This is a genomic window from Pseudoalteromonas sp. KJ63-1 (genome assembly GCF_055808145.1).
In genome coordinates, this window is sequence record NZ_CM147855.1 from 1,753,951 (window position 1) to 1,765,775 (window position 11,825).

Sequence of the window (11,825 nt, forward strand, 5' to 3'; positions counted from 1 at the left end):
TTTATTGTAAGGCTTTTTCAACCTTTTCAAATAAGTCGTCGCTTAACCCTTCTAAGTTAGCTAATCGCTCTAGTTGGGTCCTCATTGCAGTTGCACGGGTTTCATCATAACGACGCCACGACATAAACGGCGTTAACATTCGAGATGCATTTTGCGGGTTAATCGCATTGAGCTTAATTAATAAATCGCCAAGTAATGTATAGCCTTTGCCATCTAAACGATGAAACTGTGCAGTATTAAAATGGGAAAAGCTGCCCACTAATGCGCGCACTCGATTCGGATTTGAAAAATCAAAGCAAGGATGTGTGTACAAGGCCTTTATTTTCTCAATAGCATCACCAGCTGAGTTCATCGCTTGCAGAGCAAACCACTTATCCATTACTAATACATCATGGCGCCACTGAGCGTCGAAATGCTCGAGTAATTTATCAGACAATGGATGTGCTGCTTTAACCACACTGCTCAATGCACCGAGAACATTGGTCATATTTGTTGATGCTGCAGCCTGCTCAATTAAATTTGCCGCATCAACACTGTCGATTTTTGCCAAATAATGAAGGCACAGTTGTTTCAGCGAACGTATTGCTACCGCTTGCGCACTCACACTGCCATCATCGGTAATGGCTTGGTAACAGCTTAAAAATTCACTGTGCAATTGCGTGGCAATTTGCTGTTCAAATAACTCAATATTAGCCGTTATTTGATCTACCGGTATTATTTCAAATTCAGCAGCTAAGGTATCAAAACTTGGCAACTTCAATAGTTCAGCAACCAGCGCTAAATCGCCCTCACGCTGAGATAGCAATGCACGAAGTGCATCAATCACATCCTCACTCAAAGGGGTCTTACTTGCTGAAGTAACATTGGCTTTAAGTGCGTTAATAAATAACTGCTGTTGTGCATCCCAGCGAGAAAAGTCGCTACGCGCAAAACGCATAATATGTAATAAATCCGCTTCACTAATAGATTGATTTAAAATACATGGGGCTGAAAAATCTTCGAGCAATACAGCGGTTGGGTTACTGTGAATATTATCAAAGTGAAATGTTTGCGAGCTATTCGTTACATCCAGTACATGACCAAGCTGCTTGCCTTGGTACTGTAATGCAATGCTCTGCCCTTGAGAGTCTAAAAGCTCAATAGCAAAAGGAATATGTAACATTGCATTTTCAGGCTGATTCGCTGGCGTAAGCTGCTCTACGCTAAGCGAGAATGTTTGCGAAGCTTCATCATACTTTTTAGTTACGTTCAGGCGAGGTGTACCACAATGGTTATACCAACGCTTAAATTGGGATAAATCAATGGATGATGCATCACTCATTGCTGCAACAAAATCATCACAGGTCACCGCTTGCCCGTCATGGCGTTCGAAGTACAATGCCATGCCTTTTTGAAAGTTTTGCTCACCTAAAAGGGTATGCATCATGCGAATTACCTCAGCCCCTTTGTCGTATACAGTCACAGTATAAAAGTTATTCATTTCAATCACTTTTTCTGGACGTATCGGATGAGCCATAGGACCTGCATCTTCACTAAACTGATGAGTACGCATTACTTTTACAGCATCTATTCTATTTAGCGCACGGGAGCCCAAATCACTGCTAAATTCTTGGTCTCGAAATACTGTTAAGCCTTCTTTTAAAGACAATTGAAACCAGTCACGACAAGTCACACGATTTCCGGTCCAATTATGAAAGTACTCGTGGCCAACAATAGACTCAATGGTGTGGTAATCTTTATCGGTTGCCGTTTCTTGATTTGCCAACACGCATTTACTATTGAAAATATTTAAGCCTTTATTTTCCATAGCTCCCATATTGAAAAAATCAACGGCAACAATCATATAAATATCAAGGTCATACTCTAAATTGAAGCGAGTTTCATCCCAGGCCATCGCTTTTTTTAGCGACGTCATGGCATGCTCTGTTTTTGGCAGATTTCCTTTATCAACAAATAACGCTAGGGTGACGTCTTTACCACTACGTGTTGTGTATTTGTCGTGTAAAACATCAAAATCCCCTGCCACTAAAGCAAACAAATAGCTTGGCTTTTTGAATGGGTCTTGCCATTTTACAAAATGACGTCCATCTTGCGTTTCACCGCTATCAACTTGATTACCATTTGAGAGTAAATGCGGGAATGTTGTATCTGCAATTATAGTGACATCAAAAGTAGAAAGAACATCAGGACGATCCATATAGTAGGTTATTTTTCTGAACCCTTGCGCTTCACATTGAGTACAGTAAGCACCGCCTGATAAGTACAACCCCTCAAGTGAAGTATTGGTTTGTGGTGATGTTTGCGTCACTATGCTTAGCTGACATTCATCAGGTAAGTTATTAATGATTAATTGCTGATTTATAATTTTATAATCTGTGAGATCTGCACCCTCTACCGACAAAGAGATCAAAGTTAAGTCTATGCCATCTAATACCAGTGGCGCATTTGAATCGCCAACGCGCTTAAGCGTTAATAGAGCATTTACTTGAGTTTTTAATGGCTGTAAATCAAATGTCAGCTCAGTGTGTTCGATTGAAAAATGAGGGGCTTGGTAGTCTTTTAGGTATTCTGCTTGAGGTTTTTGTAGTTCAGTCATGTTCACTCCAAAAAAATAGCCCCTTTTAGTTATAAAAGGAGCTACTTAAATTAAGCCGTTTGTTTAGGTTTAATACGTAGTATCTTAATTCCTAAGTAAGCGTAAATAACGGCTAAGAAAGGATTTATAAGGTTAAAGAAAGCATAAAGCGCATAATCAAACGGATTGATTAATAGAACACTTTGCATATACGCACCACAGGTATTCCAAGGTATGAGTGGGCTGGTAATTGTGCCGCCATCTTCTAGAGTACGAGATAAGTTAACAGGCTTTAAGCCACGCTTTTTATATTCTTCTTTAAACATCCGTCCAGGCACCACAATGGCAATATACTGATCCGCAGCAATAACATTGGTACCAATACACGTTGCAATGGTTGAGGCGATAAGAGAACCAGTGCTTTTTGCTATTTTTAGAATACTTTTAACAAAAATATCAAGTAGCCCTGTTTTCTCCATAATCGCACCAAACATCAGTGCTGTCATGATCAACCATGTAGTGGTTAGCATACCAGACATGCCGCCGCCACTCAGTAACGAGTCCATTTTTGCATCGCCCGTATTAATCGTGAAGCCATCAAAAAAGGTGGTCCAAACTAATTTGAAATAACCGACAAACTCACCCTGAGTCATGTCTATTTGGCTAGCAATTAAGTCCGATTGAAATAACATTGCCCACACCGCGCCAATAACGGCACCAATAGAAATCGCCGGAAACGCTGGCATTTTTCGAATAGCTAATGCGAGTAATACAATTAACGGCACCAACATTTCTAAGCCAATGTTAAAGTTTTGCTGAAGAATTGCAGTTATTTGTTCTATTTGACCCGCCTCTCCCGCAGCAGTAGCGTTAAAACCCATGAAAATAAAGATGATTAATGCAATGACAAAGCTGGGTACTGTCGTCCAAAGCATATGATGAATATGTTCAAACAAATCTGCACCAGCAACGGCTGGAGCTAAATTGGTTGTTTCCGATAACGGACTAAGCTTATCGCCAAAATAAGCGCCTGATATTACAGCACCCGCGGTAACTGTCGGCTCTAAACCCAGTCCTGAAGCAACACCGAGTAACGCAACACCTATAGTCGCTGCTGTAGTCCATGAACTACCAATACTCATTGCTACAATGCCACAAATTAAACAACTCGCGGCGTAAAACCAGCTGGGATTGATAATTTGTAGACCGTAATAAATTAATGTCGGAACGGTTCCTGATAATAGCCAAGTTCCGATTAATGCCCCTACCATGAGTAAGATTAAAATCGCACTAAGAGATAAAGTGATCCCCTCAATCATTGCATCTTCTAATTTTTTCCATGTGTAGCCATTTTTTAAACCAATTAACGCCGCAGCGAATGTTGCAAATAACAAGGCAATTTGATTGGGACCTGACGATGAGTCATCACCAAATAAGTACACAGCGGCACCTAATAAACAAATTAATACAGCAATTGGAATGAGTGCATCAAAAAACGAGGCACTTTTTAGTGGTTTTTCTTCAATTGGCTTCAAAATATAGACTCCTACACACATTCGATGCATGTTGATTATTTTTATTAGCACGTACGCGCATTTATTGAGCACTATTGATCTAGCTCAACTTTTGGTAATCCGCGATTATAACAATTTAGCAAATTATCGATAGTAAAAAAGGCGCCTAGGCGCCTTTTTTTTGCAAAGTGAAGCTTATTTTAGCGCTTAGCTACGCGACCATATTTAATATAATCTTGTGTAATAAGTGCAGCTTCTTCAAGAAATGGGTCAAGCTCTTCAATCACCTCTGGTACATCGTCCAGATTTTCTATTGGCTCTTTACCTAAACGATTTAAGCGCTCATTAGTACGGGCTAGTGCGCGTGCCTCATTTTCTTCTTTTTCTTTAATGCGCTTTTTCTCAACCAAAGAAATTGTTTTACGATCTTTTTCTTCGTTGTAGCGAGCGATATCTTCAAACACATAATTAAATTCAGGTTCGGCTTTAATACGCTCATTATGCTGCTTTTCAAGTACACTGATAATAGGGTTTAAACGCCCTATTTGCTTATACTTTGCTTTTACTATGCTATCCCATGGCAAGGCATTATCTTGTTTACTTTCACCCCATTCTGCAGGGTCAATGGCTGATGGGAAAGTAATGTCTGGGATCACCCCTTTATGCTGTGTACTACCACCATTAATGCGGTAAAACTTTGCAATCGTATATTGCACACTACCTAATGGGTTATCGTATAAGTCATAAGCACGCGCTAAACCTTTATGCTGCTGCACGGTCCCTTTACCAAAGGTTTGCTCACCAATGATAACGGCGCGGCCATAATCTTGCATTGCTGCGGCAAAAATTTCAGACGCGGATGCGCTGTACCTATCAACAAGCACTGTCAGCGGGCCATCATAATAAGTAATGCCGTCACGGTCTTTTTGCTCTTCAATACGGTTGTTTAAAGTATGAATTTGTACTACTGGACCTTGATCAAAAAACAAACCTGATAGCTGCGTAGCTTCATATAATGAACCGCCGCCATTTTGACGTAAATCAATAATGATTCCGTCTACGTTTTGTTCTTTGAGTTTAGCCAACTCAACTTTTACATCTTTAGATAAGTTATTGTAAAAACCTGGAATTTCTAATACACCAATTTTGCTGGTTAAATTAGAATAACTGGCTTCAAATACTTCTGATTTAGCAGCTCTGTCTTCTAGACGAATTTTATCACGGGTAATTTCAACCACTTTTGGCGTACCGTGAGCATCTGCACCCTTTAGGTATTGCAAACGCACTTTAGTGCCTTTAGGGCCTTTTATTAAATCAACCACATCATCTAAACGCCAGCCAATTACATCAACAAACTCTTCGCCATCTTGAGCCACACCAATAATGCGGTCATCGGCTTTAATTTGCTCAGATTTGTCTGCCGGACCTCCAGGTACTAAACTACGAATTACCGTGTAGTCTTCATCAGGCGTTAATACCGCACCAATGCCTTCAAGCTCAAGATCCATATCCATTTTGAACTGCTCTGCACGACGTGGAGATAAGTATGAAGTATGTGCTTCAATACTACGTGCAAGTGAATTCATCACAATTTGAAATGCATCTTCAGATTTTGATTGTATAAGACGCTTTTCTGCGTTTTTATAACGCTTGGTCAACACGTCTTTAATGCCAGGCCAATCTTTACCTGTCATTTTTAATCGTAATGCATCATATTTTACACGCTCGCGCCAAATTTCATCTAATTCAGCTTGCGTAGTCGCCCATGGCGAATCTTCACGGTCATAAAAATATTCATCTTCCGTGTCGAACGTCATTTCATTTTCAAGTAATGAAAGCGAAAATTCGTAACGTTCAAAACGACGTTTAAGGCTTAAGTTGAAAATATCAAATGTAAACCCTAATTTGCCGCTAATAAGCGCGTTATCGAAACGCTCACGATATTGCTCAAAAGAGTCAATATCGCTTTTCAAAAACACGCTTTTATTAAAATCAAGGGATTCGATGTAACGATCAAACACTTTACTTGAAAGCTCATCGTTAAATCGAACTGGTGTGTAATGCGAACGAGTAAATAGATTAGCCACGCGTTTACTGGCTGTACCGTGCTGACTTTCTTGCTTGAGCAAAGGTAAGTCTTCTAATATTACCGGCTCTACTGCAGCCAATAATGAACCTGAAAACAGCGCAGCAACTAACGGAATGAGCGTAAACTTTTTACTCATACACAACTCCTTAATTTTTTTCGCAGCTTAAATAATGTATAAGCTGTCGGCTTTGGTTTTAACTTGCATACCGGTCACTAATTCAACGTGAACATCGTCTTTGTTTACTTCAGTGATTACTGCATTAACAAGTGCTTGGCCAAGTTTAACCTTAACCTTATTATTAACCTTGACCTCGCCTGCAGGTAAAGGTTCAACTTTTCCTGAACGCTTAGGCGCAGCGGCTTTTGCAGGTTTTGCTGCAGCCGGTGAGTTTTTAGCCGTATGAGCTGGTTTCTTTTTGAAAGATTTTGCATCTGAATCTTGACGAGGACGCTGCTGCTTTTTACGCTTTGCCATTTTAGCACGGCTTTCTTCCAATGCTTTTTGTGCGTGGTCGATATGCTCTTGTTCAACTTTTTCGCCTTGATTTCCGTCAAGATCGATTCTAAATTCAGATTTAGTAACTGCTTCAAGGTAGCGCCAGTTAGATGTATATTTTCTAAGTGCTTGACGAACTTGTGTCTTACTAACTTTTTCAGACCCTTCAATGCGCTCAGCGATATCTTTGAAAATACCTACTTTAAGTGGCTGAATGCCCTCTTTTTGTTTAAAACATTGTGGAAATTCTTGATATAAGAACTCCAATACTTCATTAATATCTTTTAGCTTGTTTGTGGTTTCCATTTTAGAACCTATTTAATCACATCTTTTCATCAAGGGCAGAATCAACATAGTGGATACACCAATCGACTAACTCTTCAAAGTCAGCTTCAATCACAGCCATATCACCACGTAAATGCTCCCAAATACCATTTATAATTTCATCAATTGAATCACAGTCTAAATCATCAGGGAGACGATCCCATGCCATGTGAATCAAATCATTGAGCGTTTCCGCTACATGTTCTTCATCTCCTTCCCAATCACCAACATCTTGTACGGCAAAAAGGTAGTCTTGAACATTTAGCAAATCTTTCATTACAGGCTAGCCTCTAAGCATTTTACAAGTGCTTCAAGCCCTGCTTGGTCATCAGTATCAAATCGGCCAATACTTGGGCTATCTATGTCTAGTACCGCAAATACAGATCCGTTTTTCATGATAGGTACAACTATCTCAGAATTTGATGCTGCATCACAGGCTATATGACCGTCAAAAGCATGCACATCTGAAATTAATTGGGTTTGCTCGGTCGCCGCAGCAGTGCCACATACCCCTTTTCCTACTGGAATACGAATACAAGCTGGATTGCCTTGAAATGGACCAAGTACCAATTCTGATGGTGAATCCATAAAATAAAAGCCCGCCCAATTCACATCTTCTAAAGAGGTAAATAACAGCGCGCTTATATTTGCCATATTGGCAATTATGTTTGATTCACCGCCTATCAGCGATTCAGTTTGCTTAACTAATGACTGGTAAAAATCGTGCTTTTGCATACCAAACTACTTCTTATTAAACATACAGTAGCTAAAGGTACTCTTTGTCACTAAAAATTGAAACCTTTTGCGGGTAAAAAAAGGAAATTACATGGTTTTACGACACACTTGATTAAATATTCCGCAATTAACTTTGTACCGATTTACGTAGGCCGAATAAAAACAGTCCAGCGGCAAACCCTGACATCACACTATTGATTAAAAAGATCTCGCCTGTAGTGGCGCTCAAAAGATAACTAAAAATAGCGCCACCCAGCAAGCCAAGTGTTAATACTCCAGAATAATTTACCTTAGAATACTTAAACATAAGTAAATAACCAGGCACTACAAACGCAGCCATAGTTAAACCCACTATGTGCGCGTTAGCAATAGCGGTCATTAATAGCCCTAAAAAAATAGAAACAGCGTCACCACGCAATGTCAATGCGTAGTAAATCCCCAACATACTGCCAATAATAACGGGAGATAATAATGAAAGTGCGACGCTTTTTGCGAGTTGATGTTTCATTGTAATATCCTTAACAAAAACATAAATCTTTAATTTCTAAGCATGCACTAAGAGCCAAAGCTTATAAATAGAGACTATGGTCGTATTTTTTAACTGAATATGCTTGGTTTTGAAAAAGGTATAGCGAATATGAGGCACAAAAAAGCCCGCAAATAGCGGGCTTATCTGATAATGGTGGAGAGATAGGGATTTGAACCCTAGAGGGGCTATAAACCCCTGCCGGTTTTCAAGACCGGTGCATTCGACCACTCTGCCATCTCTCCGAAAGTGCATAAACTACAAGTAAGAGTGTACTCATAATTATTTTAATAAGGTGGTGGAGAGATAGGGATTTGAACCCTAGAGGGGCTATAAACCCCTGCCGGTTTTCAAGACCGGTGCATTCGACCACTCTGCCATCTCTCCGCACAGCCTGAATAATAGGGAAACCCTTGGGCTTTGTGAAGCTTTTTTTCATTTTTTTGTTCAAGTGATTAAAAAACAACTAATTTGTTTAAACATAAAGCAATGAGAGCAAATCCTAACCGGCAAATGAACTTTTATTTAAATTTAGTTGTCTATTGATCTACAAAGGTTTGCCCAAACATATAAGAGTTGGTAATCTAATTTTAGTTAAATTACAGGAACTACTTAGTTTCACTTACAGGAGCTCTACAATGGCGTTTAATCAATCGTACAATACTGCAAAGCCGGTAATGTCGACCATTGAAACAAACAAAGTGCTTAAAAACACTTATTTCTTACTTGCAATGACACTTGCATTTAGTGCAGTCACTGCCGGTATTTCAATGGCACTGCAATTACCTTACTTTATGGGACTTGTATTCACACTAGTTTCATTTGGTCTACTTTTTGTTGTTAATAAAAAAGCAGATACAGCATCTGGTGTATTTTGGGTGTTTGCGTTTACAGGATTAATGGGAGCCGGCTTAGGCCCTCTACTAAATCACTACGCACAATTACCTAATGGCCCTATGCTAATTATGCAAGCGCTAGGTTCTACGGCGTTAATCTTCTTTGGTTTATCTGCTTATGCACTTAACACTAAAAAAGACTTCTCATTCATGGGTGGCTTTTTAACTGTCGGCTTAATTGTGGTTATCGTGGCAAGTATTGTAAATATTTTCTTAGGTAGCTCGTTAATGTTTATGGTTCTAAACGCAGCAGTTGTATTAATCATGTCTGGCCTAATTTTGTTCGATACGAGCAGAATCATTAACGGCGGCGAAACAAATTATATCCGTGCAACTGTATCTTTATACCTTAGCGTATATAACCTATTTACTTCATTACTTGCCTTACTTGGCGCAAATAATGACTAATTAAATAGTTCTGTTAAAATAGCCCCTTTATTGGGGCTTTTTTATTGGAATAGTTTTGGCACGCTTTGTACTTTCTTTACATACTCCACCATCAGATCACGATACCACTCAACGTATTGTTAAGTTTGCTCATGCCTGCCTAGCGCAGGGACATAGCATTGATGCGTTATTTTTATACCAAGATGCTATTTATCATGCTTCAACTCATTTTGAGTTAGCCTCAGATGAGTTAAGTACTCCCTCGCTTTGGCAGCAACTGGCTGAAAAAAATATAAACCTAATGTTATGCGTTACTGCGGCTGAAAAGCGAGGCTTAGATATAAAGAATACCGGCGCATTTGCTGTTGCAGGCTTAGCTGAGTTTGCCATGCTGGCCAGTGAAGCAGATAAATGGATACAATTTAAATGATTAATGTACTCGTAATTAGTCAATCAAGCCCATTTGATGACATGCATACCCGCGATGCACTTGATATGACCCTTATTTTTGCTGCCGTTGATCAAAATATTAGCTGGTTGTTTAGCGGACCTGCTGTGTTATCGCTGAAAAAAAACCAAAATCCAAATGCCTTAGGCATCAAAGATTTTTTTAAAAACATTAAAACGTTAGAAATTTATGATGTTGAAAATATTTACGTCTGTGAGAAATCACTGATTGATTATGGTTTAAGTAAAAGTGAACTACTCATTGAGGCAAACATAGTAAACTTTAATGCCCAAAAACAGTTAATACACAATCAGCAGCATGTGGTGACCCTATGAGTACTTTACATATTTTTTCAAAGCCACTGAATTACTACAGTACCCACAGCTTAGACAACCTAATTATGCTCACTGACAGTGTTTTACTCGTGGGTGACGCTTGCTTTGCAAAAGAGCAATATAGACAATTTGCTGACTCACTTTATATTTTAAAAGATGATGCAGACGCTCGAGATATATCATTAAATATGAACGACAAAGCAATTAGTTATGATGAGTTCGTTACGCTTAGTTTATCATCTAAACAATCAATTACTTGGTGAACCATGTTGGAATTTAATAATCAAACAATAGACACTGATAAACAAGGTTATTTGCTGGATCATACTGCTTGGTCAAAAGAGTTAGCCAATGTTATTGCAGAGCAAGAAAACATTACGTTAACTGAGCAACACTGGGAAGTTGTGAATTTTGTGCGAGAGTTTTATCTTGAGTACAACACCAGTCCAGCCATTAGAATGCTAGTCAAAGCCATGGCTAAAGCACTTGGTGAAGATAAAGGCAACAGCATGTACTTATACAAACTTTTTCCTAAAGGACCTGCCAAACAAGCAACTAAAATTGCCGGTTTACCTAAACCTGCACGGTGTATTTAATGAAACATAAAACTGAACATTCGCCCTCCTCAAAAAGTAAGCGCAATACAGGCCGTACTTACTCTCGAACTGGTATCAATAAAAGAACAGTAAAAAGGCCAATAAAACCGGCAATAGCGCAGAGCGATAAAAAAGTCATTTTATTTAATAAACCTTATGATGTCCTTTGCCAGTTCACTGATGATCAAAATAGGCAAACATTGGCTGATTTTATTCCTATAAAAGATGTTTACGCAGCAGGTCGTTTAGACAGGGACAGCGAAGGATTATTATTATTAACAAACTGCGGGAAGTTACAAAATACGCTCACAGCGCCTGGTAAAAAAACCAACAAAACCTATTGGGTTCAGGTTGAAGGGGTCCTAACACAAGCATCAATCGATGCGTTAAATAAAGGTGTTGAACTCAAAGATGGCATCACCTTGCCCGCTAAGGTAACTTTAATGGATGCACCAGCACTTTGGCCAAGGACCCCTCCTGTGCGAGAGCGTAAATCAATACCTACTTCATGGTTAAGCATTACAATTAACGAAGGCAGAAACCGTCAAGTTAGACGTATGACAGCTCATGTTGGCCACCCTACTTTGCGTTTAATTCGCTACAGTATCGGTAAATACACGCTTGAGGGAATAAATAGCGGAGAATTCAAAGAAATTGATAATTAACCATCAAGCTGTGTTGGGGTCTGTTGACCTTTCAAGGTTAAATTTTCAGCAGTCTGTTTGGTATTTAGGCAAGGCAGAGCCTATGTGGTGTGGTTATTCCACATAAATAGGCGATAACGCAGCATCAATGCCAAACAGGCGCTGCCCGAAGGGTTCTGCCTAGGGGCGATTTACTCTTTGTTGCTCGGCTTTTACTTAGCCCACTAGGTTACAAACCTCGCGCCGCGATTAAACCGCCC

At 39.5% G+C, this 11,825-nt stretch carries 13 protein-coding genes and 2 tRNA genes; 6 read left to right on the forward strand and 9 right to left on the reverse strand.

Annotation, left to right across the window (positions count from 1 at the left end; all coding sequences use genetic code 11):
• Position 1: 1 nt before the first annotated feature.
• From pepN to AC0L7Q_RS08260, 9 genes are all read right to left on the reverse strand, one after another.
• A complete protein-coding gene (pepN, locus tag AC0L7Q_RS08220; RefSeq protein WP_413402180.1) occupies positions 2-2,596 on the reverse strand; it encodes an aminopeptidase N in 2,595 nt (864 codons plus the stop codon).
• Positions 2,597-2,646: 50 nt separating this feature from the next.
• Positions 2,647-4,131: a Na+/H+ antiporter NhaC gene (gene nhaC, locus AC0L7Q_RS08225; RefSeq protein WP_138606189.1), complete on the reverse strand. Its 1,485-nt coding sequence runs from the start codon at positions 4,129-4,131 to the stop codon at positions 2,647-2,649.
• A gap of 158 nt (positions 4,132-4,289) precedes the next feature.
• Entirely contained in the window at positions 4,290-6,314 is a 2,025-nt protein-coding gene (prc, locus tag AC0L7Q_RS08230; protein ID WP_413402182.1) for a carboxy terminal-processing peptidase, read from the reverse strand.
• A gap of 27 nt (positions 6,315-6,341) precedes the next feature.
• Positions 6,342-6,980 (reverse strand): RNA chaperone ProQ, encoded by a 639-nt coding sequence (gene proQ, locus AC0L7Q_RS08235; protein WP_413402184.1) that lies wholly within the window; start codon positions 6,978-6,980, stop codon positions 6,342-6,344.
• Between the two features lie 16 nt (positions 6,981-6,996).
• Positions 6,997-7,275 (reverse strand): hypothetical protein, encoded by a 279-nt coding sequence (locus tag AC0L7Q_RS08240; protein WP_138606053.1) that lies wholly within the window; start codon positions 7,273-7,275, stop codon positions 6,997-6,999.
• Entirely contained in the window at positions 7,275-7,733 is a 459-nt protein-coding gene (locus AC0L7Q_RS08245) for a GAF domain-containing protein (protein WP_054201014.1), read from the reverse strand. Before AC0L7Q_RS08245 ends, AC0L7Q_RS08240 begins: the two co-directional genes overlap by 1 nt.
• 127 nt (positions 7,734-7,860) lie before the next feature.
• Entirely contained in the window at positions 7,861-8,241 is a 381-nt protein-coding gene (locus tag AC0L7Q_RS08250) for a hypothetical protein (RefSeq protein ID WP_409423174.1), read from the reverse strand.
• 172 nt (positions 8,242-8,413) lie between these two features.
• Positions 8,414-8,504, reverse strand: a tRNA-Ser gene (locus tag AC0L7Q_RS08255).
• 51 nt (positions 8,505-8,555) lie between these two features.
• Positions 8,556-8,646, reverse strand: a tRNA-Ser gene (locus AC0L7Q_RS08260).
• A gap of 251 nt (positions 8,647-8,897) precedes the next feature.
• Here AC0L7Q_RS08260 and AC0L7Q_RS08265 point away from each other — a divergent pair.
• From AC0L7Q_RS08265 to AC0L7Q_RS08290, 6 genes are read left to right on the forward strand one after another with little or no spacing between them, the layout of a single operon-like run.
• Positions 8,898-9,563 carry a Bax inhibitor-1/YccA family protein gene (locus tag AC0L7Q_RS08265; RefSeq protein ID WP_008112034.1) on the forward strand — a complete coding sequence of 222 codons (666 nt, stop codon included), beginning with the start codon at positions 8,898-8,900 and terminating at the stop codon, positions 9,561-9,563.
• A gap of 55 nt (positions 9,564-9,618) precedes the next feature.
• Positions 9,619-9,972: a sulfurtransferase complex subunit TusD gene (gene tusD / locus AC0L7Q_RS08270; RefSeq protein WP_413402187.1), complete on the forward strand. Its 354-nt coding sequence runs from the start codon at positions 9,619-9,621 to the stop codon at positions 9,970-9,972.
• A complete protein-coding gene (gene tusC / locus AC0L7Q_RS08275; protein ID WP_409423176.1) occupies positions 9,969-10,325 on the forward strand; it encodes a sulfurtransferase complex subunit TusC in 357 nt (118 codons plus the stop codon). The genes tusD and tusC overlap by 4 nt, the downstream gene beginning before the upstream one ends.
• Positions 10,322-10,588, forward strand: a complete 267-nt coding sequence (locus tag AC0L7Q_RS08280) for a DsrH/TusB family sulfur metabolism protein (RefSeq protein WP_409423177.1) — start codon at positions 10,322-10,324, stop codon at positions 10,586-10,588. Before tusC ends, AC0L7Q_RS08280 begins: the two co-directional genes overlap by 4 nt.
• A gap of 3 nt (positions 10,589-10,591) precedes the next feature.
• Positions 10,592-10,921 carry a TusE/DsrC/DsvC family sulfur relay protein gene (locus tag AC0L7Q_RS08285; protein ID WP_413402190.1) on the forward strand — a complete coding sequence of 110 codons (330 nt, stop codon included), beginning with the start codon at positions 10,592-10,594 and terminating at the stop codon, positions 10,919-10,921.
• Positions 10,921-11,586 carry a pseudouridine synthase gene (locus AC0L7Q_RS08290; protein WP_409423179.1) on the forward strand — a complete coding sequence of 222 codons (666 nt, stop codon included), beginning with the start codon at positions 10,921-10,923 and terminating at the stop codon, positions 11,584-11,586. Before AC0L7Q_RS08285 ends, AC0L7Q_RS08290 begins: the two co-directional genes overlap by 1 nt.
• Positions 11,587-11,825 lie beyond the last annotated feature (239 nt).

Coding starts and splice junctions, on each gene's coding strand:
- prc (WP_413402182.1), bottom strand. CDS start 6,314: ATGAGTAAAAAGTTTACGCTCATTCCGTTAGTTGCTGCGCTGTTTTCA.
- AC0L7Q_RS08245 (WP_054201014.1), bottom strand. CDS start 7,733: ATGCAAAAGCACGATTTTTACCAGTCATTAGTTAAGCAAACTGAATCG.
- AC0L7Q_RS08250 (WP_409423174.1), bottom strand. CDS start 8,241: ATGAAACATCAACTCGCAAAAAGCGTCGCACTTTCATTATTATCTCCC.
- pepN (WP_413402180.1), bottom strand. CDS start 2,596: ATGACTGAACTACAAAAACCTCAAGCAGAATACCTAAAAGACTACCAA.
- AC0L7Q_RS08280 (WP_409423177.1), top strand. CDS start 10,322: ATGAGTACTTTACATATTTTTTCAAAGCCACTGAATTACTACAGTACC.
- AC0L7Q_RS08265 (WP_008112034.1), top strand. CDS start 8,898: ATGGCGTTTAATCAATCGTACAATACTGCAAAGCCGGTAATGTCGACC.
- AC0L7Q_RS08240 (WP_138606053.1), bottom strand. CDS start 7,275: ATGAAAGATTTGCTAAATGTTCAAGACTACCTTTTTGCCGTACAAGAT.
- nhaC (WP_138606189.1), bottom strand. CDS start 4,131: ATGTGTGTAGGAGTCTATATTTTGAAGCCAATTGAAGAAAAACCACTA.
- AC0L7Q_RS08285 (WP_413402190.1), top strand. CDS start 10,592: ATGTTGGAATTTAATAATCAAACAATAGACACTGATAAACAAGGTTAT.
- tusC (WP_409423176.1), top strand. CDS start 9,969: ATGATTAATGTACTCGTAATTAGTCAATCAAGCCCATTTGATGACATG.
- AC0L7Q_RS08290 (WP_409423179.1), top strand. CDS start 10,921: ATGAAACATAAAACTGAACATTCGCCCTCCTCAAAAAGTAAGCGCAAT.
- proQ (WP_413402184.1), bottom strand. CDS start 6,980: ATGGAAACCACAAACAAGCTAAAAGATATTAATGAAGTATTGGAGTTC.